This window comes from Brevundimonas sp. TWP1-3 (assembly GCF_049896085.1).
Lineage (GTDB): Bacteria > Pseudomonadota > Alphaproteobacteria > Caulobacterales > Caulobacteraceae > Brevundimonas.
In genome coordinates, this window is sequence record NZ_JAFCTP010000001.1 from 2,260,889 (window position 1) to 2,283,381 (window position 22,493).

Annotated in this window: 25 protein-coding genes and 3 tRNA genes; 14 read left to right on the plus strand and 14 right to left on the minus strand. The window is 65.4% G+C overall.

All coding sequences use genetic code 11. The features are described 5' to 3' along the window. Positions 1-8 precede the first annotated feature (8 nt). The 6 genes from rfaE2 (at position 9) to ACP693_RS11230 (ending at position 6,553) form a co-directional block, all read left to right on the plus strand. Positions 9-1,484: a D-glycero-beta-D-manno-heptose 1-phosphate adenylyltransferase gene (gene rfaE2, locus ACP693_RS11205; RefSeq protein ID WP_426016814.1), complete on the plus strand. Its 1,476-nt coding sequence runs from the start codon at positions 9-11 to the stop codon at positions 1,482-1,484. After that, complete coding sequence (gene rfaD / locus ACP693_RS11210) at positions 1,484-2,485, plus strand: ADP-glyceromanno-heptose 6-epimerase (protein ID WP_426016813.1); 1,002 nt, start codon at positions 1,484-1,486, stop codon at positions 2,483-2,485. Before rfaE2 ends, rfaD begins: the two co-directional genes overlap by 1 nt. Next, positions 2,485-3,576 carry a DUF3089 domain-containing protein gene (locus ACP693_RS11215; protein ID WP_426016811.1) on the plus strand — a complete coding sequence of 364 codons (1,092 nt, stop codon included), beginning with the start codon at positions 2,485-2,487 and terminating at the stop codon, positions 3,574-3,576. Before rfaD ends, ACP693_RS11215 begins: the two co-directional genes overlap by 1 nt. A gap of 76 nt (positions 3,577-3,652) precedes the next feature. Next, positions 3,653-4,648, plus strand: a complete 996-nt coding sequence (locus tag ACP693_RS11220) for an SPFH domain-containing protein (RefSeq protein ID WP_346495249.1) — start codon at positions 3,653-3,655, stop codon at positions 4,646-4,648. A gap of 17 nt (positions 4,649-4,665) precedes the next feature. Further along, the gene (locus ACP693_RS11225) at positions 4,666-5,124 is read left to right on the plus strand and encodes an NfeD family protein (protein ID WP_135195951.1); all 459 of its coding nucleotides are present in this window, start codon (positions 4,666-4,668) and stop codon (positions 5,122-5,124) included. Between the two features lie 31 nt (positions 5,125-5,155). Next, positions 5,156-6,553: an MFS transporter gene (locus ACP693_RS11230; RefSeq protein ID WP_426016808.1), complete on the plus strand. Its 1,398-nt coding sequence runs from the start codon at positions 5,156-5,158 to the stop codon at positions 6,551-6,553. Here the strand turns inward: ACP693_RS11230 and rnhA are convergent. Then, the gene (gene rnhA / locus ACP693_RS11235) at positions 6,550-7,002 is read right to left on the minus strand and encodes a ribonuclease HI (RefSeq protein WP_426016807.1); all 453 of its coding nucleotides are present in this window, start codon (positions 7,000-7,002) and stop codon (positions 6,550-6,552) included. The two genes, ACP693_RS11230 and rnhA, sit on opposite strands and share 4 nt — an antisense overlap. 110 nt (positions 7,003-7,112) lie before the next feature. Here rnhA and ACP693_RS11240 point away from each other — a divergent pair, with 110 nt between their 5' ends. The 4 genes from ACP693_RS11240 (at position 7,113) to ACP693_RS11255 (ending at position 9,933) form a co-directional block, all read left to right on the plus strand. After that, on the plus strand, positions 7,113-7,331 hold the full coding sequence (locus ACP693_RS11240) for a twin-arginine translocase TatA/TatE family subunit (protein ID WP_425983853.1): 219 nt from the start codon (positions 7,113-7,115) through the stop codon (positions 7,329-7,331). A gap of 23 nt (positions 7,332-7,354) precedes the next feature. Then, positions 7,355-7,930 carry a Sec-independent protein translocase protein TatB gene (gene tatB / locus ACP693_RS11245; RefSeq protein WP_426016805.1) on the plus strand — a complete coding sequence of 192 codons (576 nt, stop codon included), beginning with the start codon at positions 7,355-7,357 and terminating at the stop codon, positions 7,928-7,930. Further along, positions 7,927-8,817, plus strand: a complete 891-nt coding sequence (tatC, locus tag ACP693_RS11250; protein WP_135195956.1) for a twin-arginine translocase subunit TatC — start codon at positions 7,927-7,929, stop codon at positions 8,815-8,817. The genes tatB and tatC overlap by 4 nt, the downstream gene beginning before the upstream one ends. Before the next feature lie 66 nt (positions 8,818-8,883). Next, positions 8,884-9,933: a serine hydrolase domain-containing protein gene (locus tag ACP693_RS11255; RefSeq protein WP_426016803.1), complete on the plus strand. Its 1,050-nt coding sequence runs from the start codon at positions 8,884-8,886 to the stop codon at positions 9,931-9,933. 58 nt (positions 9,934-9,991) lie between these two features. On the opposite strand, the gene glnA is transcribed toward ACP693_RS11255, so the two are convergent. Both glnA and ACP693_RS11265 read right to left on the minus strand, forming a co-directional pair. Next, on the minus strand, positions 9,992-11,398 hold the full coding sequence (glnA, locus tag ACP693_RS11260) for a type I glutamate--ammonia ligase (protein WP_425983859.1): 1,407 nt from the start codon (positions 11,396-11,398) through the stop codon (positions 9,992-9,994). 83 nt (positions 11,399-11,481) lie between these two features. Next, positions 11,482-11,820 (minus strand): P-II family nitrogen regulator, encoded by a 339-nt coding sequence (locus ACP693_RS11265; RefSeq protein WP_008261682.1) that lies wholly within the window; start codon positions 11,818-11,820, stop codon positions 11,482-11,484. A gap of 114 nt (positions 11,821-11,934) precedes the next feature. Here ACP693_RS11265 and ACP693_RS11270 point away from each other — a divergent pair, with 114 nt between their 5' ends. Beyond that, a complete protein-coding gene (locus ACP693_RS11270; RefSeq protein WP_426016801.1) occupies positions 11,935-12,759 on the plus strand; it encodes an NAD(P)H-hydrate dehydratase in 825 nt (274 codons plus the stop codon). Between the two features lie 82 nt (positions 12,760-12,841). Here ACP693_RS11270 and ACP693_RS11275 read toward each other — a convergent pair whose 3' ends face one another. Beyond that, positions 12,842-13,642, minus strand: a complete 801-nt coding sequence (locus ACP693_RS11275; protein ID WP_426016799.1) for a DUF1365 domain-containing protein — start codon at positions 13,640-13,642, stop codon at positions 12,842-12,844. After that, the gene (locus tag ACP693_RS11280; protein WP_426016797.1) at positions 13,639-14,976 is read right to left on the minus strand and encodes an NAD(P)/FAD-dependent oxidoreductase; all 1,338 of its coding nucleotides are present in this window, start codon (positions 14,974-14,976) and stop codon (positions 13,639-13,641) included. The genes ACP693_RS11275 and ACP693_RS11280 overlap by 4 nt, the downstream gene beginning before the upstream one ends. A gap of 165 nt (positions 14,977-15,141) precedes the next feature. Here ACP693_RS11280 and ACP693_RS11285 point away from each other — a divergent pair, with 165 nt between their 5' ends. From ACP693_RS11285 to ACP693_RS11295, 3 genes are read left to right on the plus strand one after another with little or no spacing between them, the layout of a single operon-like run. Beyond that, positions 15,142-15,720, plus strand: a complete 579-nt coding sequence (locus tag ACP693_RS11285) for a sigma-70 family RNA polymerase sigma factor (protein WP_426016796.1) — start codon at positions 15,142-15,144, stop codon at positions 15,718-15,720. Beyond that, complete coding sequence (locus ACP693_RS11290) at positions 15,717-16,355, plus strand: ChrR family anti-sigma-E factor (RefSeq protein WP_426016794.1); 639 nt, start codon at positions 15,717-15,719, stop codon at positions 16,353-16,355. The genes ACP693_RS11285 and ACP693_RS11290 overlap by 4 nt, the downstream gene beginning before the upstream one ends. Beyond that, positions 16,352-17,155 carry a DUF1295 domain-containing protein gene (locus tag ACP693_RS11295; protein ID WP_426016792.1) on the plus strand — a complete coding sequence of 268 codons (804 nt, stop codon included), beginning with the start codon at positions 16,352-16,354 and terminating at the stop codon, positions 17,153-17,155. The genes ACP693_RS11290 and ACP693_RS11295 overlap by 4 nt, the downstream gene beginning before the upstream one ends. Positions 17,156-17,162: 7 nt before the next feature. On the opposite strand, the gene ACP693_RS11300 is transcribed toward ACP693_RS11295, so the two are convergent. From ACP693_RS11300 to ACP693_RS11340, 9 genes are all read right to left on the minus strand, one after another. After that, positions 17,163-18,119, minus strand: a complete 957-nt coding sequence (locus tag ACP693_RS11300) for a rhodanese-related sulfurtransferase (protein WP_426016790.1) — start codon at positions 18,117-18,119, stop codon at positions 17,163-17,165. Positions 18,120-18,147: 28 nt separating this feature from the next. Continuing rightward, positions 18,148-18,224: transfer RNA gene (locus ACP693_RS11305), tRNA-Arg, on the minus strand. 19 nt (positions 18,225-18,243) lie between these two features. Then, entirely contained in the window at positions 18,244-18,549 is a 306-nt protein-coding gene (locus ACP693_RS11310; RefSeq protein WP_135195966.1) for an ETC complex I subunit, read from the minus strand. Positions 18,550-18,626: 77 nt separating this feature from the next. Further along, positions 18,627-18,703 (minus strand) — tRNA-Pro (locus tag ACP693_RS11315). 45 nt (positions 18,704-18,748) lie between these two features. Beyond that, the gene (locus ACP693_RS11320) at positions 18,749-19,228 is read right to left on the minus strand and encodes a DUF192 domain-containing protein (protein WP_426016788.1); all 480 of its coding nucleotides are present in this window, start codon (positions 19,226-19,228) and stop codon (positions 18,749-18,751) included. Positions 19,229-19,249: 21 nt separating this feature from the next. After that, positions 19,250-19,789 (minus strand): cold-shock protein, encoded by a 540-nt coding sequence (locus tag ACP693_RS11325; protein ID WP_426016786.1) that lies wholly within the window; start codon positions 19,787-19,789, stop codon positions 19,250-19,252. Positions 19,790-20,011: 222 nt separating this feature from the next. Then, positions 20,012-20,086, minus strand: a tRNA-Glu gene (locus tag ACP693_RS11330). 77 nt (positions 20,087-20,163) lie between these two features. Then, positions 20,164-21,975 (minus strand): single-stranded-DNA-specific exonuclease RecJ, encoded by a 1,812-nt coding sequence (gene recJ / locus ACP693_RS11335; protein ID WP_426016784.1) that lies wholly within the window; start codon positions 21,973-21,975, stop codon positions 20,164-20,166. Positions 21,976-22,014: 39 nt separating this feature from the next. After that, entirely contained in the window at positions 22,015-22,440 is a 426-nt protein-coding gene (locus ACP693_RS11340) for a hypothetical protein (protein ID WP_426016782.1), read from the minus strand. Positions 22,441-22,493 lie beyond the last annotated feature (53 nt).

Below are 22,493 nucleotides of genomic sequence, written 5' to 3' on the forward strand. Positions count from 1 at the left end.
TCGGACCCATGTCTGACATCCTGGACCTGGGCGCCCTGCAAAGCCTGCTGGAGCGCGTGCGCGGCCTGAAGATCGCCTGCGTCGGCGACCTGATGCTGGACCGCTACGTCTATGGCGAGGTCAGCCGCATCTCGCCCGAGGCGCCGATCCCGGTGCTGCGCGCGACCCGCATCGTCGCCATGCCCGGCGGCGTCGGCAATGTGGCGCGCAATATTGCGGCCTTGGGCGGTGTGGCCCGTTTGGGCGCCGTGGTCGGGGATGATGCGGCGGGCGCTGAACTGACTGCTCTGATCGCCGCCGAGCCCCGCATCGAGGACGCACTGGCTCGTCCTGGCGAGGCAGCGACTATTGTGAAGACGCGCTTCGTTTCGGCGGGGCAGCAGCTATTGCGGCTGGATGACGAAACGGCGCCCGTGCAGATCGACAATTCCGACGCGTTTACGGGTGCTTCCGTCTATCTTTTGTCTGACTATGCCAAGGGCGTGGTCGGCGACGCGCTGATCGGTTCGGCCTTGGCTGCGGCGAAGGCGTCGGGCGCGCCGGTCGTGGTCGATCCCAAAGGCCGCGACTTCGCCCGCTATGGAGCGGTCGATGTAATCAAGCCCAACGCCTCTGAATTGGCCGGGGCGACGGGCTTGCCGGTCGGAACAGACGCCGAAGTCGAGGCGGCGCTGGACGCCTTGTTGGCCGCCACGACCACAAAGGCCGTGATCGTCACGCGCGCGGGCAAGGGGATGAGCCTGGCCCGGCGCGGTCAGCCGGTGAAGCATTTCCCCGGCCGGGCGCGCGAGGTGTTCGATGTCTCGGGCGCCGGCGACACCTGTCTGGCGGCCATCGGCCTGGCCCTGGGCGCCGGGGCTTCGCTAAAGACGGCGGTCGAGTTCGCTATTCTGGCTTCCGGCGTAGTGGTCGGAAAGGCCGGGACGGCCGTGGTGACACCCTCTGAACTGATCGAGGCCGAACTGAGCCAGCATGCCACCGCCGCCGTCGCCAAGGTGACGCCGCTGGACGAGCTGGCGGCCGAGGTCGAGGCCTGGCGGCGTCAGGGGCTGAAGGTCGGTTTCACCAACGGCTGTTTCGACATCCTGCACCGTGGGCATGTCGCCTATCTGGCCCAGGCGCGCAGCTGGTGCGACCGGCTGGTGGTGGCGCTGAACACCGACGCCTCGGTTCGGCGGCTAAAGGGCGAGGGCCGGCCGGTCAACGATCTGGACAGTCGGGCGGTCGTCATCGGCGGCTTGGCCAGTGTGGACCGCGTGACCAGTTTCGATGATCCGACGCCGGTCGCCCTGATCGAACGGCTGCGGCCCGATGTGCTGATCAAGGGCTCGGACTATACGCGTGAGGGCGTGGTCGGCGGCGATCTGGTCGAGAGCTGGGGCGGCGAGGTCAGGCTGGCGGATTTCAAGGACGGGTTCTCCACCACGCGCACGATCGAGAAGATGACGACTGGTGCTCAAGCGCCAGCGACAGGACAAGAGTGATGACGCCCAGGATGATCGTGGTGACAGGCGGCGCCGGCTTCATCGGCTCCAACATCGTGGCGCGGCTGACGGCCGAGACGGCCTATGACGTCGTGGTCTGCGATCGGCTGGAGACCGCCGACCTCGCCAAGTGGAAAAACATCGCCAAGCACGCCATCGCCGACTTCTGGTCGCCCGAGGAACTGTTCGAACAGCTGGAGCGGCATGCCGAACGGATTGAGGCCGTGGTGCATATGGGCGCCATCTCATCCACAACCGAGCCGGACGCCGACCTGATCCTGCGCACCAACTTCACCCTGTCGCGCGACCTGTGGGACTGGTGCACGATCCGAGACGTCAGGATGATCTACGCGTCCTCGGCAGCCACCTATGGCGACGGTGAGGGGGGCTTCAACGACGATGATGATGCGGAGTCTTTGTTGAAGCTTCGGCCGCTAAATGCCTATGGTTACTCGAAAATGCTGTTCGATCAGCATGCCGTGCGTCAGGCGGATCGCGGCCAGGCGCCGCGCCAGTGGGCCGGGCTGAAATTCTTCAACGTCTATGGACCGAACGAGGGCCACAAGGGCGGAATGAAGTCGGTCGTGGCCCAGATCTGGCCCAAGGTCGAGGCGGGCGAGGCGGTCAGCCTGTTCCGGTCGCACAATCCGAACTACCCGGATGGCGGCCAGCTGCGCGACTTCGTCTATGTCGACGACGTCGTGGACATCATCGAGTTCCTGCTGCAGTCGCCGGAGGTGTCCGGCATCTTCAACGCCGGGTCCGGCCAGGCGCGGTCGTTCGACGATCTGGCCAAGGCCACCTTCGCCGCCGCCGGGAAGGAAGCCTCAATCCAGTATGTCGACATGCCCGAGGTGATCCGCGACCGGTACCAGTATTTCACCGAAGCCCGGATGGACCGGATACGGGCCGCCGGTTTCGAGGGCCAGTCCACGCCGCTGGAAGAGGGCGTGCGGCGTTACGTGCAGGACTTCCTGTCCACCGCTGATCCGTATCGCTGATGCGCCGGCTGACCTTCAGGCAGTGGGTCGGCTATGCGGGGTTCGGCGCCGTCTTGATCCTGACCGCCGCCGTGGCGGTCTGGAGCGGAGATATCCTGCGGGCGGGGTTGGATCCCCAGGTGCCGTTCCAGACCTACAAGCCGCCGCCCGCGCCGGATTATCGGTCGGCGTCGTCATGGGCGTTGATGGACGAAGGCGCGCCGGACCGCGCGTCGGTCTTCTTCGTCATGCCGACCACCTTCGACGGCGGCGCGGAGTGGAACGGGCCGATCGACGATGCACGGGCGAACGCCTATCTGCGCCGCGTCGTCCTGCCGAACTATGCTTCGCCGTTTGCGCGGGAGGGCAAGGTCAGCGCGCCGCTTTATCGCCAGGCCAGCCTCTATACGCGGCTGACCCTGCGCGACGATGCGCGTGAGGCGCGGGCCTTCGCCTATGAGGACGTGAAGGCGGCCTTCACCCTGTGGCTTCGCAATCATCCGACCGGACCGATCGTGATCGCGGGGGTGGAGCAGGGCGGCGAACTGTCGGCGCTGCTGGTGCGCGACGCGCTTAGCACCGATCCGAAGCTCAAGGACCGGCTGGTTGCGGCCTATCTGATCGAGACCCTGGTCAGTCGCGAGATGTTCCAGCAGAGGGTCACGCCCTGCGACGCGTCGAACGAGACAGGCTGTATCGTCGCCTGGTCATCGGTCGAGGACGGCGATGAACCGGCGGCGCGGCGCAAGCTGCGGCGGGCGCTGGACTGGAATGACCGGGGCGAGCTGGTGGGGCTGACGACCGCGCCGATGTGCGTCAATCCGGTGACCGGCTCGACGCAACAGCCGCGCGCCGAGGCCCGGCAACATAGCGGGGCGACCAATGCGACGGGGCTGGAGTGGGGCGCGCGTCCGGCCCTGACCGGGCGACTGATTTCGACCGAATGTCGTGGCGGGCTGCTGTGGCACAGCGCGCCCGATGCGGACTTCCTGACCGCCGGCGGAAGCTGGGCGGATCGGCGCAAGATCGTGCCCTACAACCTGTTCTATGGCGACATCGAGCGTGACGTCAGCGTCCGGCTGGCGGCATGGCGGGCCAAGCGCGGCCTTTAGCGTCGATCAGTTCGTCCGGTTTCTATGGCGCCGCTCGCGTCCAGCGCGTAGGCTGATCGCCTCAGGGAGGATCTGAATGGACGTCACCACCATATTCGCCGGCGTAGTGCTTCTGCTGGCTATCGTGCTCTTGATCAGTGTCATCAAGATCGTACCGCAAGGCCGTGAATACACAGTCGAACGTTTCGGCAAATACACCAAGACGCTGAGCCCCGGCATCGGCTTCCTGACGCCGTTCGTGGAGCGCGTCGGGCGCCGCATGAACATGATGGAGCAGGTCCTGGACGTCCCGACCCAGGAGGTCATCACCAAGGACAACGCCATGGTGAAGGTCGACGCGATCGTGTTCATTCAGGTGATGAACGCCTCGGCCGGCGCTTACCGCGTCGAGAACCTTCCCTATGCCATCACCCAGCTCTGCATGACCAACCTGCGAACGGTCGTCGGTTCGATGGAACTGGACGAGGTTCTTTTTCAACGAGACTCGATCAACACGCGGTTGTTGACGGTCATCGACGCTGCGACTGAACCCTGGGGCGTCAAAGTCAACAGGATCGAGATCAAGGACCTGACCCCGCCCGTAGACATCACGAACGCCATGGCTCGCCAGATGAAGGCAGAGCGTGAAAAGCGCGCAATCATCACCGAAGCCGAGGGCGAAAAACAGTCCGCAATCGCGCGCGCCGAAGGCGCCAAACAGGCCGCTATTCTTCAGGCCGAAGGCCGCAAGGAAGCCGCTTTCCGCGACGCAGAGGCTCGCGAACGCGAAGCCCAGGCGGAGGCGAAAGCCACCGCAATGGTGTCGGAAGCCATCGCGCGCGGCGACGTGAACGCCATCAACTACTTCATCGCCCAGAAGTATGTCGAAGCCTTCGCCGAACTGGCGCGCAGCCCGCAGCAGCGCACCGTCATCGTGCCCGCCGAAATGGGCGCCCTGGTCGGCACCATCGCCGGCATCGGCGAGATGGTCGGTCTGGCCAAGGAGCAGAACTCCGGCGCCGCTTCGACACCGCCGGTCCGTCCCGCACCGCCGCGTCGCCCTGCAGGCGGCGCAGTCCCACCATCGGCCTGATCGTAGGAGGCTGAACGATGCTGTCGCTCGCTGATCTCTATGTCGCCCAGCCGTTCTGGATCTGGCTGGCTGTTGGAGTTCTGCTGTTGGCTGTCGAGGCGATGTTCTCGACCGAATGGCTGCTGTGGCCCGCCGTTTCGGCCGGCGTCGTCGCGGTGATGACAGCGGCGGGCGTGCGGCTGGGTCTGCCGGGCGAGGTCGCCGTCTTCGCCGTTCTCACGGTGATCGCTACGCTTTTGTCTCGTCGATTGATCTCCAAAGCCAACCCTGCCGGTCCCGACATCAACGACCGCGACAGCCGCCTGATCGGCCAGCGGGCCAGGGTCGTGGAAGCGTTCGTTTCCGGGCGCGGGCGCGTCTTCATCTCGGGCGCCGAATGGCCAGCCGAGATCGAGGGGGAACCGCCGGTGGAAGGGCAGGATGTGGTGGTGATGCGGATCACGGGATCTTTGCTGACGGTTCAGTCGCCCGTCTGAAACGACGCGGCCTAAGAAGCGTTCGTCAGGAATGACAGCCAGCCAGAACGCCGCCTTGGACGGTCTGCCCACGCCCCGGCGGTATTGGGCCATCGCGTCCATCGGCCTGGGGATCACCCTTGCCGTTCTGGACGGGGCCATCGCCAACGTCGCCTTGCCGTCCATCGCGCAGGATTTGCAGGCGTCATCGGCGGCGTCGATCTGGATCGTCAACGCCTATCAGATCGCCATCGTCGTCGCCCTGCTGCCTCTCGCGTCGCTGGGCGAGATCGTCGGCTATCGCAGAGTGTCGCAGGCGGGGCTGGCCGTCTTCACCCTGGCGTCCATCGCCTGCGTCTTCGCCAACTCCATCGAGGCGCTGAGCCTGGCGCGCGTGATCCAGGGTTTCGGCGCAGCAGGCATCATGAGCGTCAACGGCGCCCTGGTGCGCTTCACCTATCCGCAGAGACTTCTCGGCCGCGCGGTCGGCATAAATGCCGTGATCGTTTCGCTGGCGGCGGCGGCAGGGCCGACCATCGCCAGCGCCATCCTGGCCGTGGGGCACTGGCGCTGGCTGTTTGCGCTGAACGTGCCCATTGGGCTGCTGGCCGTGTCGCTCGCTGGGTTCACCCTGCCGCATAACCTGTTGCAGAAGCGAAAGTTGAACTGGACCGGGGCTGCGCTGAATGCGGCGGCGTTCGGCCTGGTCATCACGGGCTTGCAGTCCTTGGCGCATGGCGAGGCGGCCGTGTTGGGGTTCGGCCTGACAGGAGCAGGGCTGGCGGCGGGCGTCCTGCTGATTCGCCACGAGCGGCTGCGGGCGTCGCCCTTGATCCCGCTGGACCTGTTGGCGCGGCCGATGTTCAGCCTGTCGGTGGCGACCTCCATCATTTCCTTCACGGCGCAGATGATGGCCTTCGTGGCCTTGCCGTTCTTCCTTCAGGGATCGTTGCGACTGACGCCGGTCGAGACGGGCCTGTTGATGACGCCCTGGCCGTTGGCGACGATGATCGCGGCGCCCCTGGCCGGCTATCTGTCGGATCGATATTCGGCGGGTGTATTGGGCGCCATCGGGCTGAGCGTCTTCGCCTGCGGCTTGATGGCCTTGAGCTTCCTGAACGCCGATTCGACCCATTTCGACATCGTGTGGCGGATGGCAGTCTGCGGCGCCGGGTTTGGCTTCTTCCAGTCACCCAATAACCGCGCCATGCTGTCTGAGGCGCCGAAAGAACGGGCTGGGGCGGCGGGCGGCACATTGGGAATGGCGCGCGTGGTTGGCCAGTCGCTGGGCGCGGTGGTCGTCGCCTTCCTACTATCGACCGCGCCGATCAATGGTGTCGCGCATGGCTTCCAGATCGCCGCAGTTACGGCCCTGTTCGGCGCGGTCATGAGCGGATCGCGCGTGCAGCGCCGTCCGGCCGAGCCGGAAAAGGAAGTCGAGGCGGTCTAGCGTCTCTTCAGATCGGCGACGCCGCGATTCGCCAGCTGGTCCGCGCGCTCGTTCAGCTCATGGCCCGCATGCCCCTTCACCCAGCGCCATTTGACGTCGTGGCGCAGGCGGGCGGCGTCCAGGCGCTGCCACAGGTCGGCGTTCTTGACCGGTTTCTTGTCGGCGGTCAGCCAGCCCCGCGTCTTCCAGCCGCGCATCCACTCGGTGATTCCCTGCATGACGTATTTGCTGTCTGTGTGCAGTTCGACCTTGCAGGGCCGCTTCAGCGCCTCCAGCGCCATGATGGCGGCCATCAGCTCCATGCGGTTGTTGGTGGTGTTGGCTTCGCCGCCCCACAATTCCTTTTCGTGACCGCCGCCTGTTTGGAGCAGGGCGCCCCAGCCGCCGGGGCCGGGATTGCCCTTGCAGGCGCCGTCGGTGTGGATGATGACGTGATCGGAGGGACTCATGGTCGCGCAGACCTACAGCGTCCCTTGGCGTGGGGCCATCACTGCGCCTATATGCGCATCGAAGAATAGTGGATGGGATCGGATCACCGGTCCTCGCGAGGAGATTAGCCATGGGCTCCATGAGCATCTGGCACTGGGCCATCGTCATTGTCGTCATCGCGCTGCTGTTCGGCGGCCGGGGCAAGCTGTCGGGCATCATGGGCGACGCCGCCAAGGGCATCCGCGCCTTCAAGGACGGCCTGAAGGAAGACGACAAGAAAGACGGTCCGCACGACGGCGTCAGCTCGCTGCCGCGCACCGAGGCGGAAAAGGAAGAGCTGAAGCGCTAGTCGTCGTCTGTAAGGGCTGACGCATGGGCGGGCTCGGCCCCGGTATCGGGGGCTTCGAATTAGTGGTGATCGGTCTGGTGGCCCTGCTTGTGGTGGGGCCAAAGGACTTGCCTGTTCTGATGCGTCGCGTCGGCCAGATGGTCGCCAAGGCGCGCGCCATGGCCAACGAGTTCCGCAGCAGTTTCGACGAGATGGCGCGCCAGTCCGAGTTGGACGACCTGCGCAAGGAGGTCGAGGCGCTGCGGACGGGGCAAGGGACCATGTATCCCCTGGGCGCCGAGGCGGACGCCGCCTTCAAGGACATCAATGCAGGACTGACGGCGCCGACGCCCTCGGCCGCACTGCCTGCGCCCGAGCCGGAGGTTCCGGTCATGAAGCCGGCCGCCGACGAATGGCCGGACACGCCGACGCCCGTCGAGCCCGTCGTGGAGACGAAACCCAAACGGGCAGTTGCGAAGGCGAAGCCGGCGACGACGGCCAAGGCCTCGACGACGAAGCCGCGCGCCGCAGCAAAGCCCAAGGCGGCGCCCCCGGCCGCCAAGACAAAGTCGGCGACCGCCAAGCCCAAGACTCCGCGCAAGAAGGCCGCTGACCTGTGACGTCTCCCGATCGTGACGAGGCCGAGATCGAGGCGTCGCGCGCGCCCTTGATGGATCACCTGATCGAGCTGCGTGGGCGGCTGCTGATCTGCGTCGTGGCCTTCTTCCTGGCCTTCATCCTCTGCTTCGCCTTCGCGAATCAGATCCAGATCGCGCTGATCAAACCCTATCAGGCGGCGGTCGCGGTCCATGCGGCAGCCATGGCGAGCGGCGGTCACGCCAACCCCATCGAACTGATCGCAGTGATGACGGGGTTGAAGCCCTATCCACCCGGCAGCGCGGCCGTCGTGCAGCTGATCGCGACGGCGCCGCTGGAGCAGCTGTTCACCAAGATGAAGATCGCGGCCTTCGGCGCCGCCGTCCTGACCTTCCCCGTCATGGCCTGGCAGATGTACCGCTTCGTGGCGCCGGGCCTATATCGTAATGAACGCGGCGCCTTCTTGCCTTTCCTGATCGCCGCGCCGGTCATGTTCTGCCTGGGCGGGGCCCTCGTCTATTACGTCATGCTGCCTTTCGTGATGCTGTTCTCGCTGAGCCAGCAGGTGGCCAGCGACGGCATTTCAGTGGCCCAGACGACCAAGATTTCCGACTACCTCAGCCTGGTGACCTCGCTGTTGCTGGCGTTCGGCCTATGCTTCCAGTTGCCGGTCGTCACGACCCTGCTGGGCCTGGCCGGGCTGATCAATTCCAAGGTCATGGCCGCGGGCCGCCGCTACGCCATCGTCGCCGTGGTGGTGGTCGCCGCCGTGGTCACGCCGCCGGACCCGATCAGCCAGCTGATGTTGGCGATCCCGCTGGTGATTCTCTACGAAGTTTCGATCTGGTGCGTGCGGCTGATCGAACTGCGCAGAAAGAAGGCCGACGACCTGGAAGCCGAGGCGGCCTGACGTTCGCCATAGGCGTCGCGTCGTCGCAGGGGGAAACCAGCGGCCCTTTGATCGATTAGATCGGCGATGAACCGTCGAACCCTGATCGCCGCTGGACTGGCCTTGCCGTTCAGCTATGGCTGTAGCGAAGCCGCCGAGATCCCGCCGCCCGTTGCTCGCACCCAAGGCCTGGCTGCCGGACTGATGGCCCAGGCCGAAACTGCCGGCGCGGCCTTGCCCAAACTTCAAGCGATGATCGTGGCTCGTGACGGCCAGCGTTTGTTCGAGCGCGTGTTTCGCGGCTCGTCGCTGGAAACGCCGGTCAACATCAAATCCGCGTCCAAGTCCGTGATCGCGGCCCTCGGCGGCATCGCCATAAGCCAGGGCCTGTTCTCCGGCGTCGATCAGCCGATCTCGACCTTCCTGTCCGAAAGCTTTCCGAGCGATCCCGATCCGCGCTTAAGCCAGTTGACCATCGGCGACTTGCTGTCGATGCAGGCCGGACTGGGGTCCACGTCCGGCGCGGACTACGGAGCCTGGGTGTCGAGCGGAAACTGGGTGCGCCATGCCTTGGCCCGGCCTTTCGAGGCCGATCCCGGCGGACGAATGGTCTATTCGACGGGCACGTCCCACCTGACGTCGGCCTGTCTGACGCGGGCCAGCGGGCGTTCGACCCTGGCCTTGACGCGGGAATGGCTGGGCGACCCCCTGGAGATCGAAGTCCCGACCTGGCCGGCCGATCCGCAAGGCATCTATTTCGGCGGCAATGATATGCGGCTGTCGCCGCTGGCGCTGCTGAAGTTCGGGGAGTTGTACCGCAACGACGGTCTGCACGATGGTCGGCGCATCTTGCCGGAGGGCTGGGTCCAGCAGTCGTGGCGGGGCAGGGGCACGTCGCGCTGGAGCGGCAATCCCTATGGCTACGGCTGGTGGATCCGGCGCTCCGGCCGCCATGAGGTCTTTTTCGCCTGGGGGTACGGCGGCCAGATGGTGTTCGTCGTGCCGGACCTGAGGCTTACGGTCGTGATGACGTCGGACCCTACGCCGGTCGCCGCGCGGGACGGCCATGTGGACGCGCTGCACGCCCTGCTGGATCAAAGCCTGATCCCCGCTGCGGAACAGGGCGCCGCCGCCTGAATTGACAAGGGCGCCGACGGTTTCCCGCCGACGGCCCGATCTGCGGCCGATCTGACGATCAGCAGCTGTAGTACATGTCGAACTCGACCGGGTGCGGGTGCAGTTGCAGGCGCATCACCTCTTCCATCTTCAGCTCGATGTAGCTGTCGATGAAGTCGTCATCCATCACGCCGCCCTTCTTGAGGAAGGCGCGGTCCTTGTCGAGGTTTTCGAGGGCTTCACGCAGAGAGCCGCAGACCTCGGGGATCGAGCCGCGCTCTTCCGGCGGCAGGTCGTAGAGGTTCTTGTCGGCGGGCGCGCCCGGATCGATGCGGTTCTCGATCCCGTCCAGACCGGCCATCAGCAGGGCGACGAAGGTCAGATAGGGGTTGCCCATCGGGTCGGGGAAGCGGGCTTCCAGACGCTTGGCCTTCGGCGACGAGACGTGCGGGATGCGGATCGAGGCCGAGCGGTTGCGGGCCGAATAGGCCAGTTTCACCGGGGCTTCGTAGCCGGGGACCAGACGCTTGTAGCTGTTGGTCGTCGAGTTGGCGAAGGCGTTGATGGCCTTGGCGTGTTTGATGATGCCGCCGATGTACCACAGGCATTCCTGCGACAGGCCGGCGTACTGGTCGCCGGCGAACTGGGGCTTGCCGTCTTTCCAGATCGACATGTGGACGTGCATGCCCGAGCCGTTGTCCGCGAACATGGGCTTGGCCATGAAGGTCGCCGACTTGCCATAGGCGGCGGCGACGTTGTGGATCACGTACTTATACAGCTGCAGCCGGTCGGCCATGGTCAGCAGGTCCGAGAACTTCAGACCAAGCTCGTGCTGGGCCGGGGCCACCTCGTGGTGGTGCTTCTCGGGCTGCAGGCCCAGGTCGCGCATCACGCCCAGCATTTCGCCGCGCAGGTCCTGGCCCGAATCGACCGGGTTGACGGGGAAATAGCCGCCCTTGGCGCCGGGGCGGTGGCCCATATTGCCTTCGGTGTATTCGGCGTTGGTGTTGGCCGGCAGTTCGATCGAGTCATACGAATACGACGTGTTGTGCGGCTGGGTCGACCAGCGCACGTCGTCGAAGATGAAGAACTCGGCTTCCGGGCCGAAATAGACCACGTCGCCCACGCCCGACGATTGCACGTAGGACAGCGCCTTCTTGGCCATCGAGCGGCTGTCGCGGTTGTACGGCTCGTTGGTGTCGGGATTCAGCACGTCGCAGAACAGGAACATCGTCTTCTGCTGGTAGAACGGGTCGATATAGGCCGTGGTCAGGTCCGGCTTCAGCAGCATGTCGGACTCGTTGATGGCCTTCCAGCCCGCGATGGACGAGCCGTCGAACATCGTGCCTTCGTTCAGGAAGTCCTCGTCGACCAGGTCGACGTCGAAGGTGACGTGCTGCAGACGGCCGCGCGTGTCGGTGAAGCGGACGTCCACATACTGGACCTCCTCATCCTTGATCTCTTTGAGGATCTTGCTGGCGCTCATTCTCGGAAGTCCTGTTTCTAGGCGTTTGGGGAGGAAACCGGCAAGCGACCCGAGGGGCCGAGGGCCGGGGAGGGTGGTCGAGCTTAGACGGCCTGGGCTCCGGTCTCGCCGGTGCGGATACGGATCACCTCGGCGACGTCGGACACGAAGATCTTGCCGTCGCCGATCTTGCCCGTGCGGGCCGAGGTCTGGATGGCCTCGACGACGGCTGGCGCGAGGTCGTCGGCGACGACCACCTCGATCTTGATCTTGGGCAGGAAGTCGATGACGTATTCGGCGCCGCGATACAGTTCGGAATGACCCTTCTGGCGGCCATATCCCTTGGCCTCCAGCACAGTCATGCCTTGCACGCCCACGTCCTGGAGCGCCTCTTTGACGTCATCCAGCTTGAAAGGCTTGATGATGGCTTCGATTTTCTTCATGGCGACCCCTGAGCGGCGCACGGAATGCAGCGGCGCTCGGGCCCAAATGGGACACAGCAAGGGCGTTCAAAGCAAGCGATTTTCGCAGAAAAGCCACGGATAATCGGAACGCGGATGATAGAAACCAACGACCCGGCGATCTGGCGCAATTTTCTGCCTTGGCCGAGCGCGGAAACGCACAAGCATACGCGGGGCCGATTGGCAGTCGTGTCGGGAAAAGCCCATCAGACGGGCGCCGCACGGCTTGCGGCGCACGCGGGACTGCGAATGGGCGCAGGCGTGGTGCGAATCCTGTGCCCGCCAGACGCCGTCGCCGTCATCGCGCCCGCCGTCCAGGCGATCATGCTGACGCCGTTCTCTTCACCTGAAGTCTTAGGCCGAGAGGCCGCAGGAAGCGACGCCATCGTGATCGGACCGGCCGCCGGACTGGAGGACGCGACGATCGCCAACATCCAGGCCTTAGCGTTGAGCGGCGCTGTTCTGGTAATCGACGCCGATGGCCTGTCGGTCTTCAAGGGCCGAACCGCCGAACTGTTCGCCGTTCTGGACCGCGACGACATCCTGACGCCGCACGAGGGCGAGTTCGAACGGCTGTTCCCAGGCCTGCTGACCCAAGGCCGAGAAGCCGCCGCCATCGAAGCCGCGCGCCTGGCCCAGGCGACCATCGTGCTGAAAGGCGCCCCGACGATCATCGCATCACCAGACGGCCGCATTCGCCGCAATGAGAACGGCTCGGCTTGGCTGGCGACGGCTGGAACCGGCGATGTCCTGGCCGGGATGATCGGCGGACTGGCGGCCCAGCGGATGGACAGTTTCGATGCGGCATGCGCGGCGGTCTGGATCCATTCCGATGCTGCGGAACGTTTTGGACCGGGATTAACCTCTGACGACCTGAGCGATGTTTTGCCCAAGGTGCTGGCGTCTTTATGGAAAGGCTGAGCCGCTGTTATGCCGATCCATCTGAGGTCTGTCAAATATTTCACATAATATATCTTAGGCGATAATCTGACACTTGCGCAGCCTAGCGCCCGAGTTGGCTGCCCTGCGCCTGCTTCTGGATCGTCACTGAAGCCTTCGCTCGCGGCGGCTGTCGCGTCAGTCTGACGCCCTTCAGCCAGAGCTTAAGCGCCTCGTAATGGATGGCGGCGACCACCTTGAAGGTCATTAGCGGGATCGCCGCTGTGGCTGCCGCGATATGGCGGTCGTCTAGTTCCTGCCGTTCGGCCGCCATGGACGCCGTGATCAGCACGCCGGCGGCGTCCAGGCCGTCGATCGTCATGTCGAGCCGTTCGCCTGGCGCGTGTCCTCGGAACCGATAGTCCATCTCCATCCCCATGAACGGCGACACGTACAGCGCCTTGGCGGCGCCCTGTCGGATCAGGCCGGGCCTCTGGTCTTCGGCTGGCACGGGAATGACGTAGGCGTGGCGGATGCCGAAGGTGCTGGTCACCTCGTACACCATCGCCGCCAGTCGGCCGTCGGGGTGGTGGCAATAGTAGAGGCTGATCGGATTGAAGACGTAGCCGAGCACGCGCGGCATGGTCAGCAGACGGATGGGGCCGCCGTCGAGATCGATGCCCGCGAGGTACATCCACGCCTCGACCTGAGGCCGCAAGGCGCCGGAGCCATCGCCATAATCGCCGTCGTGGAAGGACAGCAGGTTGAAGCGATTGCGAGAAAACAACCGCAGGCCTCTATCCAGATCGTCGATCTCGGCCAGGTCAAGCAGCAGCCAGAAGACGCGGTAGTTCAGCTGGTGGGTCTTGGGGCGCAGGCGTCGGTGCATGACCCGGCCACGATAGAGGGCCGAGGTTTGGGTCACGCGGCCTGCTCGAATATCGGGGTCGGCAGCGGCGACAGATGGATGCGGCCACTCTCGTTCTGGACCGACCACGGGCGACGGACGCCGCCGAGCTGCTCTGCAACCGCCAGACCGGATTGCAGGCCGTCCTCATGGAAGCCGGCGCCGAAGTGGGCGCCGCAGAACCAGACGCCGCCCTGCCCTTGAAGGCTCCATAACTGCTTCTGCGCCTCAATGGCGGCGGGATCGAAGACGGGGTGTTCGTACAGTTCGCTGCGCAACAGGGTGTCGGCACGCGGCGGGCGCGGCGGGTTCAAGGTCACGAACAGGTCGTCGCCCGGCAGGCCCTGAAGCTTGTTCATCCAATAGGTGACGCACAGGCCGTCGTCCGCGCCGATATAGTTCCAGCTTGCCCAGGCGCGACGACGGCGCGGCATCAGGCTGGCGTCCGTATGCAGGACGGTCAGATTGCGGCTGTAGCGGAAGGCGCCCAGCAGTGCTTTTTCCTCGGCCGTGGGTTCGGCCAGCATGGACAGGGCCTGATCGGCGTGGGCGCCGATCACCACCTGGTCGAAACGCTCGACGCCCCCCTGGCTGTCATGGACGAAGACGCCCTCCTCCGTGCGCCGCACAGATGTCACGCCGCGATCCAGGCGCACGTCGTCGATGGCGCGGGCCAGGTGTTCGACATAGACGCGGCTGCCGCCCTCGACAGTGCGCCACAGGGGACGGCCGACCAATTTCAGTAGGCCGTGATTGCCGCAGAAGCGGATGAAGGACTCGGCCGGATAATCCATCAGCGTATGCGCGGGAGACGACCAGATGGCTGCGGCCATGGGCAGCAGGTGGTCGTCGCGGAACGCTTCGCTGAAACCCTCGCGCTTCAGGTAGTCGCCCAGGGTCAACGACGAATCGGTCATACCCGACAGATCCTTGGGCGCATCGCGATAGAAGCGCAGGATTTCGCTCAGCATCGACCAGAACCGGGGCCGCAGCGCATTGCGACGCTGGGCGAACAGGCCGGGCGCCGCATATTCGAACCGGCCGTCGTCCAGAGAGACGGCGAACGACATGTCGGTGGCGCGGGTCGCGATGCCCAGGTGTTCAAACAGGGCGATCAGGTTGGGATAGGTCGCGTCATTGAAGCAGATGAAACCGGTATCGACGGCGATGTCGCCAGACGAAACGCCCGCCGTCACGGTGTTGGAATGCCCACCCAGCCGGTCGGCCTTCTCGTAGATCGTCACCTGATGCCGCTGGGACAGCAGCCAAGCCGACGACAGGGCCGCGACGCCGGAGCCGATGACGGCGATCTTCAGACGATCGGCAGAAGGATTCGCGGGCGACAGGGACATGGAAACTCCGAATACACGCCCGCTGGCGCAAGCCTAGGCATGAACGGATTACGGGTCGCCGTCATGATCGGATCGCGATTGATCCAGACATTTCCGTCAGGCGTATTAGGGTTCATGCATGTCGAGACACTGCCCTTCACGTCGAATCCATGCCGGTCCCCGCGCATGAAGACACTCGACAATCCTTCAGACCCCCTCCTGCATGATCGCTTGATCGAGGCGATTGCGTTGCGTCGGGACCGGGAGGCCTTTGCAACCCTGTTCGCCTATTTCGCGCCGCGCCTGAAAGCCTGGCTGATCAAGTCTGGGGCGACGCCCGGCGCCGCCGAAGATTTCGCCCAGGATGCGATGCTGACCATATGGCGCAAGGCCGACCTGTTCGACTCCTCAAAGGCCCGCGCCGCGACCTGGATCTTCACCATCGCCCGCAATCGTCGCCTCGATATGTTGCGCCGAGACGCGCGTCCTCTGCCGACGCCGGAGATCGAACTGGCGGGCGAGGATGTGCGCCGCCCCGACGAACTGCTGTCGATGTCGCAGGACGCAGACCGGGTTCGTGACGCCCTGTCTCGTCTAAGCCCCGATCATGTCGAGGTCCTGCGCCTCGCCTTCTTCATGGACAGCTCCCATTCCGAAATCGCCAAACACCTCGACCTGCCGCTCGGCACCGTCAAATCCCGTATTCGTAACGCCATGACTAAACTCCGCCTGATCCTTGCGCCGTCAGAGGAGGCCGCGCGATGAACCCGCAACGCAATCCTTCCGAAGAACGGCTGCTGGCCTATGCCGCCGGCACGCTGAGCCCGCCTGAGGCCGTCGTGATGGCCGCGCATCTGGCGATGCGGCCGGCGAACGACGCCTGGGTGCGTGATCTTCAGGCCGTAGGCGGCGAATTTCTCGACGAGGCGACGCCGTCGCCCCTGTCGCAGGATGCGCTCGCCCTGGCCATGGCGCGGATCGAGACGGACGCAGGCGAGGTGAAGGCTCTGACCCCGCTGAACGACATGCCCGAACTGCCTGAGCCGCTGCGGCGCTATGCGCTCAGCCCTTGGCGTTGGGTCGGGCCGGGCATGCGGGTGCGCGATGTGTATGCACCACGCGATGGCGATTGTCGCGTGATCCTGCTGAAGATCGAATCAGGCCGGGAGACCCCCAAACACACGCACGGCGGCATCGAACTGACCTGCGTCATCTCCGGCGCCTATGCGACGGAGACCGAACGATTCGACGTGGGCGACTTCGAAGAGGCCGATCCGGAAGTGCTGCACCAGCCGCGCGTCGTGTCAGACGAAGCCTGCCTTTGCGTCGTGGCGCTGGATGGCCAGATCCAGCTGGACGGCTGGATAGGCAAGCTGATTCAACCGTTCGTTCGCCTGTGACTGGCTGGGCGGCGCTGTGGGGCGTTGCGGCCCTGTTTCTCGTCATCGTGATGTCGGCGGCCTGGCTGGTGCAGAAACGCACAGGCCAGGGCGGCTGGGCCGACGCCTTTTGGTCGCTGGGCCTGGGCGCGGCAGGCGTTGGTGTCGCGCTATTTCCGATCGACGGCGCGGCGCCGTCCTTGCGGCAATATCTGGCGGCGCTGCTGATTGGTCTGTGGGGACTGCGGTTAGGCGCCCACATCGCCGCCCGCGCCGCCCATGAGGGCGAAGACGCCCGCTATGCCCGGCTGCGTCAGGACTGGGGCGCCGGGTTTCAGGCCAAGATGTTCGGCTTCCTGATGCTTCAAGCTGGGGCCGCCGCCTTCCTGGCGCTCAGCGTCATGGCGGGCGCGCGCAATCCGACGCCTGGACTGACCCTGCAGGACGGACTCGCGACGCTGGTCTTCGTGGGTGCGCTTCTTGGCGAGGCCATCTCGGATCGGCAACTGGCGGCTTTCAAGCGCAATCCCGACAACAAGGGAAAGGTCTGCGATGTCGGCCTGTGGGCCTGGTCACGTCATCCGAACTATTTCTTCGAATGGCTGGGCTGGTGCGCCTGGCCCCTGTTCGCCATCAATCTGAGCGGCGAATGGCCGTGGGGCTGGCTGGCGCTGACGGGGCCGGCCTATATGTATTGGCTACTGACCCAGGTCTCCGGCGTGCCCTTGCTGGAAGAGCATATGCGGCGCTCGCGACCCAAGGCGTTCGACGCCTATGCCGCCCGCACCAGCGCCTTCTTCCCTCGCCCGCCGCGTCGCTGAACCGACCTCAGTCCTTGCGGGCGGTCCCAAGGTGAATGTCCCCGCGCTTGCGCGCGATTTCCATCTGCCTGTGGCGCTCGGCATAGCGTTCTCGCTGCGCGTCGTCGCGCGTGTCGTAGCAACGCTCGCAGCAGACGCCCTCGACATAGTGAGGCGAGGCCCGACCGGCATCGCCCACCGGCAAACGACACCCCCTGCAAAGCGTGTGCGGCCCCTGGCTCAGCCCGTGCCCGACCGACACCCGTTCGTCGAAGACGAAGCATTCGCCGCGCCATAGGCTCTCATCCTCATCCACCGTCTCAAGGTAGCGCAGGATGCCGCCTTCCAGGTGGTGGACGTTCTCGACGCCCTCCGCCTTCAGGAAGGCCGTCGATTTTTCGCAGCGGATGCCGCCGGTGCAGTACATGACCACCCGCTTTGCGCCGGTCTGCTCCAGCAGGGCGCGACCCTCGGTGCGGAACCAGTCGGGAAAGTCGCGGAATCTGCGGGTATTGGGCTGGATCGCTCCCTCGAAAGCGCCGATCTCGCCCTCGTAATCGTTGCGCGTGTCGATGACCAAGGTCTCTGGATCGGCGATCAGCGCGTTCCAGTCCGTCGGCGCCACATAGACGCCCGCCTGTCGCGCCGGGTCCAGGTCCGGCTGGCCCATGGTGACGATCTCGCGTTTGACGCGCACCTTCATACGGTGAAACGGCAAGGCGTCCGTCCAGGCGTATTTGAGCTCCAGCGTCTCGAACCCGGGCATGGCGTGGATCGTCGACAGCACAGCCTCAACGGCCGGCTCCGAGCCGGCGATGGTGCCGTTCAGCCCCTCGGGCGCGACCAACAGCGTCCCCCTCACCTCCCCGGCGTCGCAAACGGCCTGAAGCGCGTCACGGACGGCGCCGGGATCGGCGACGGGGGCGAAACGATAAAGGGCCGCGACACGGACGGCGTGTTGGGGCGAGGTCTGAACGTCGGTCATGGATCAGGCCCCTCGAAGGCGCCGGGGATGGCGCGCCCAGCAGGACTCGAACCTGCAACATCCCGCTTAGAAGGCGGGTGCTCTATCCGGTTGAGCTATGGGCGCTCTTGCAAGACGTCAGGCGTCAGTGCGTCCAGGACTGCTTGCGGTTGGTGGCGAAGTTGTCGGCATAGGCCTTGATGATCATCGGCGGATCGTTCGGCTCATGCAGGCGGAAGGCGATGCCGTGGCGTTCGGCGTATTCGACAGCCTCTTCCTTCGACTCGAAGGTCAGGCGGACCTGACCGTTCATGTCGCTGGAGCTGGTCCAGCCCATCAGCGGGTCGATGGTGCGCGCGGAGGCCGGTTCGAATTCCAGACGCCAGTCGCGGCTCTTGGCCTTGCCCGACTGCATCGCGGTTTTGGCCGGGCGGTAAATGCGAGCCAGCATGGCGAAATCCTCAGTGACGGCGGGGCCTCTGGCCCTGCCATAACGCGCGCTGGACGTATGATCCAGCAGCCTTCCGTTGGTCGGGGCGAGAGGATTCGAACCTCCGACCCTCTGGTCCCAAACCAGATGCGCTACCAGGCTGCGCTACACCCCGGACCGAACGGAGCGCTCTATTGGCACTTCACGAAGCGATCCGCAATCAAGGCTTGAAATAAGGATGTAAAACTTCGTCGCCGGGCTTGGCATTGATCTCCGCCGCCCGCCCGGCGCGCAGTTCCAGCACGCCGTTGGCAGCGCCGTTCGATGGAATGGGCGCTTCCGAGAAGGGCGTGGCGTGCGATGCGATGGACACGATTCGTCCCTGAGGGTCGATGTAGAGGATGTCCAGGGAACTGGGCGTGTTGCGCATCCAGAAGCTCTGCTCGCGCGGCCCTTCGCCCGGCCATTGGAACAGCATGCCGCGGTCGTCTTCCAGCGGCGGGCGGAACATCAGGCCGCGCTGCCGCTCGGGCTCTTCGTCGGCGATCTCAACCCAGAACTGGTGTTCACCTGATGTGGTTACGACGGCCAGCTTCTGCAGCGGTTCGCCATTGGGGCCAAGCGGCGCCTTGGCGGCGCAACCGGCGACGGCGAGCATCAGCAGGCCCGCCATCAGAAAACGTCTCGTCGCCTTGATCATACGCCTCTCCTGGGCGCCGGATCAGTCGCCCGTTCTGATGTCCGCGACCACCAGGCCTTTCGGGCCGTTGGCGAATCGCACCCGCACCGCATCGCCGGGAATCAGATCTTCCAGGCCGCAGCGACGCAGGGTCTCTATATGGACGAAGATATCGCCGGGTTCGCGATCACGCACGACGAATCCATAGCCCTTGGTGCGATTGAACCATTTGACCAGGGCTGTCTCCAGCTCTTCGTCGGACTCAACGGGTGAACGAGGCGCGGTCACAGCAGCGGGGCTACGCGCGACCTGGACCGTTTTGCCGTCCCCCAGGTCGTGAATTTCGAACGTCTGCCAGCCCTTCGAGCGTTTGACGCAGTCGCAGGTAATGGGCGCGCCCTCGTCGGCGGCGACGCGGCCAAGGTCGCGCAGGCTGCTGATGTGCAACAGGACGTCTCGCATTTCGGTCAGCGTCGGGTCGTCCGGCACGATGAAGCCATAACCCTTCGTCGCATCGAACCACTTCACGCGCCCAGTGACGCGAACGGTCTGCGCCGTTTCCGTCTCGCTATATTCAGACACTTAAGAACCCCCGCCCGCGCCTCCAGCGGACTCGTCTTTATGTTTAACACTGTTCCGCGAAAGTTTGAAAAGCGGAAAATGCACGTGCGGGGCGAAGTGTGGGCCTTGGAGGACTGAAGATGCAGACGCAACACGATCAGCGGCTGCGCTTTCGCGTCGTCTGAAATGTAAGGTTTTTTTCTGTTTCTGGGAGCCTTAGGCTCTACCGGAGGCCTGCCCGCGTGGCAGTCCCTAGGGGAGTCGAACCCCTCTTTTCAGGTTGAAAACCTGACGTCCTAACCGATAGACGAAGGGACCGCTGCGCGGGAGAGCCGGCGATATAGCCGCGCCCTCGGGACGGTGCAAGCTTGGATTTCGAGTTTTTTGGGCGGCAGTCAGATCATTCGAGGGTCAGCGACATCCTCGATCTCGAACTGCACGCCCCTGCGGCCGTTCCAGTCGTCGGCCTTCAGCCGACCGACGACGTTCAACCCGCCCTGCCCCGACAGCAAGGCCTGGCCAGCCGGCAGATCGGCGCACCGCCAGGCGATGGCCTTCACCGATGCGCCGTCCGCGCCGACAAGGCGACAACGGACATGGCCGCCGTTCATCGCGACCGGTTCGCGGGCCTGAACGCCGCTCAGGGCAAAGCTCGGCTCGGGATTGGCGGGACCAAAGGGCGCCAACTGCTCGAACGATTCGAACAGGTCGCGCGTCGCCGCGCCGGGATCGATCAGGGCGTCGATCTCCAGCACGTCCTGCGCCACAGCCTCGACCCGTTCGGAGGCCAGCCGCGCGTTCAGGAAGGCTGTCAGTTCTGCGACTCGCGCGCTGTCCATCGTCAGGCCTGCTGCCATGGCGTGACCGCCCCCCGCCATAAGGATGCCGCTCTCCCACGCCGCCTGGATCGCACGACCCAGGTTCATGCCGGGCTGGGATCGTCCCGACCCCTTGCCCAGGCCGGTAGCGGGATCAACGCCGATGACGATGACGGGCTTGCGCCAGCGCTCGCGCAGCCGCCCCGCGACGATACCCACGACGCCGGGGTGCCAGTCCTCGCCCGCGACAACGACGACAGCGGTATCGTCGGCATGAACGCCGGTCGCCTCGACACGGCGGACGGCGGCGTCGGTGACGGATCGCTCGACATCGCGCCGCGACAGGTTCAGCGCATCCAGTTCGGCCGCCAGCGATTCGGCTTCGGCCGGATCGTCGGTGGACAATAGCCGCGCGCCCAGGTCGGACCGCCCGATCCGACCGCCGGCGTTGATGCGGGGGCCCAGGATGAAGCCCGCATGATTGCTCTTTGCCGGGCCCTGTTCCGCGCCCGCTGCCGCCAGCAGGGCGCGCAGACCCGGATTGCGCCACTCGCTCATGACCTTGAGACCCAAGCCGGTCAGAGCCCGGTTGAACCCGGTCAAACCCGTCACGTCACAGATGGCCCCCAGGGCAGCGAGGTCCAGCCATTGGCGAATGTCCGGCTCTGCTCGCTCGGCGAACAGCCCACGTCGCCGCCCCTCGCGGTTCAGGGCCGCCAGAAGCACGAACACCACGCCCGCCGCCGCCAGATTGCCCTGACCCGAGTTGCAACCCGGCCGATTCGGATTGACGACCGCCAGCGCCGTCGGCGGCTCGCTACGCATCAAATGGTGGTCGATGACCACGACGTTCAGGGCGATGGCGGCTGCATGCGCGAGTGCTTCGTTCGCTGCTGCGCCGCAGTCCACCGTGATCACCAGATCGGCGCCCGAGGCCTTCAGCGTGTCGAACGCCTTGGCGCTAGGGCCATAGCCTTCGGTCAGCCGGTCGGGGACGTAGATCGACAACTCATGGCCCATCGCCCGGAACCAGCGCACCAGAAGCGCCGCACTGGACGCCCCGTCCACATCATAGTCGGCGAAGACGTGGATGTTCGCCTTGACCTGAAGAGCGTTGAGGATCGCATCAGCCGCCGCATCCATGTCCATGAAGCTGGACGGATCGGGAAAAAGGGCGCGCAGGGTCGGGGTCAGGAAATCGGCCCCCTGATCCGCCGATATGCCACGCGACGCCAGGGCGCGGGCCAGGAGCTCGTCCAGCCCGAGGCCTTGCATGTGGGCGCGGGTCGTCGCCGCATCCGCGGGTCGCTGACGCCAGGCGCGCCCTGAGAGAGACCGGGACACGCCCAGAAATGCATTCAGTGTCTTTGCGCCGCCGTCATCCGCCATCAGCACATCATCGCGGGATTCTGCATCCCCGGCGACCGGTCATTGCGTCGGGCGGCGATCGAGCGGCGGCGGCGCCTTGGCGCGATCACGCAGGCTTTGGGCGAAGGCTTCGATGTCCGCCTGGGTGCGGGCGGCGTCCGGCGAGACCGGCACGGACTGGACCGCAGCCGCCGTCTCGGCGGCAAGAGCCTCGGGATCGGTCAGGGTCCAGTCGATCCGCGCGATCTCGCTGTTCAGCGTCGCGCTGTCATTCTGCAGGCGCTGAGCATTGGCGGCGACCTGGGCGACGGGCGGCAGGTCGGTGGGCGCGGCCGGAAAATCCTCCCAGCGGGGATAGTGGCGATTGGCGTCGACCAGTTCCTGAACACGCGGCGCCAACGGCGAGACGGGCTCGGTCTTGGACGCAGAACCGCTGATGCAGCCGGCCAGCGGCGCTGAGATCGCGACTGCGGCGATCAGGATCATCTTTTTCGAATTCAGCGCGTTCATTTCCTGGCTGGTCTTATGCCATCATCGCC

What these genes read in the sequence shown, in the direction of transcription:
- rfaE2 (WP_426016814.1), top strand. Translation starts at nt 9, where the DNA reads ATGTCTGACATCCTGGACCTGGGCGCCCTGCAAAGCCTGCTGGAGCGC.
- ACP693_RS11310 (WP_135195966.1), bottom strand. Translation starts at nt 18,549, where the DNA reads ATGCTGGCTCGCATTTACCGCCCGGCCAAAACCGCGATGCAGTCGGGC.
- ACP693_RS11290 (WP_426016794.1), top strand. Translation starts at nt 15,717, where the DNA reads ATGAACCCGCAACGCAATCCTTCCGAAGAACGGCTGCTGGCCTATGCC.
- ACP693_RS11225 (WP_135195951.1), top strand. Translation starts at nt 4,666, where the DNA reads ATGCTGTCGCTCGCTGATCTCTATGTCGCCCAGCCGTTCTGGATCTGG.
- recJ (WP_426016784.1), bottom strand. Translation starts at nt 21,975, where the DNA reads ATGGCGGATGACGGCGGCGCAAAGACACTGAATGCATTTCTGGGCGTG.
- ACP693_RS11265 (WP_008261682.1), bottom strand. Translation starts at nt 11,820, where the DNA reads ATGAAGAAAATCGAAGCCATCATCAAGCCTTTCAAGCTGGATGACGTC.
- ACP693_RS11240 (WP_425983853.1), top strand. Translation starts at nt 7,113, where the DNA reads ATGGGCTCCATGAGCATCTGGCACTGGGCCATCGTCATTGTCGTCATC.
- ACP693_RS11280 (WP_426016797.1), bottom strand. Translation starts at nt 14,976, where the DNA reads ATGTCCCTGTCGCCCGCGAATCCTTCTGCCGATCGTCTGAAGATCGCC.
- ACP693_RS11220 (WP_346495249.1), top strand. Translation starts at nt 3,653, where the DNA reads ATGGACGTCACCACCATATTCGCCGGCGTAGTGCTTCTGCTGGCTATC.
- glnA (WP_425983859.1), bottom strand. Translation starts at nt 11,398, where the DNA reads ATGAGCGCCAGCAAGATCCTCAAAGAGATCAAGGATGAGGAGGTCCAG.
- ACP693_RS11320 (WP_426016788.1), bottom strand. Translation starts at nt 19,228, where the DNA reads ATGATCAAGGCGACGAGACGTTTTCTGATGGCGGGCCTGCTGATGCTC.
- ACP693_RS11300 (WP_426016790.1), bottom strand. Translation starts at nt 18,119, where the DNA reads ATGACCGACGTTCAGACCTCGCCCCAACACGCCGTCCGTGTCGCGGCC.
- ACP693_RS11285 (WP_426016796.1), top strand. Translation starts at nt 15,142, where the DNA reads ATGAAGACACTCGACAATCCTTCAGACCCCCTCCTGCATGATCGCTTG.
- rfaD (WP_426016813.1), top strand. Translation starts at nt 1,484, where the DNA reads ATGACGCCCAGGATGATCGTGGTGACAGGCGGCGCCGGCTTCATCGGC.
- rnhA (WP_426016807.1), bottom strand. Translation starts at nt 7,002, where the DNA reads ATGAGTCCCTCCGATCACGTCATCATCCACACCGACGGCGCCTGCAAG.
- ACP693_RS11230 (WP_426016808.1), top strand. Translation starts at nt 5,156, where the DNA reads ATGACAGCCAGCCAGAACGCCGCCTTGGACGGTCTGCCCACGCCCCGG.
- ACP693_RS11270 (WP_426016801.1), top strand. Translation starts at nt 11,935, where the DNA reads ATGATAGAAACCAACGACCCGGCGATCTGGCGCAATTTTCTGCCTTGG.
- ACP693_RS11255 (WP_426016803.1), top strand. Translation starts at nt 8,884, where the DNA reads ATGAACCGTCGAACCCTGATCGCCGCTGGACTGGCCTTGCCGTTCAGC.
- ACP693_RS11215 (WP_426016811.1), top strand. Translation starts at nt 2,485, where the DNA reads ATGCGCCGGCTGACCTTCAGGCAGTGGGTCGGCTATGCGGGGTTCGGC.
- ACP693_RS11340 (WP_426016782.1), bottom strand. Translation starts at nt 22,440, where the DNA reads ATGATCCTGATCGCCGCAGTCGCGATCTCAGCGCCGCTGGCCGGCTGC.
- tatB (WP_426016805.1), top strand. Translation starts at nt 7,355, where the DNA reads ATGGGCGGGCTCGGCCCCGGTATCGGGGGCTTCGAATTAGTGGTGATC.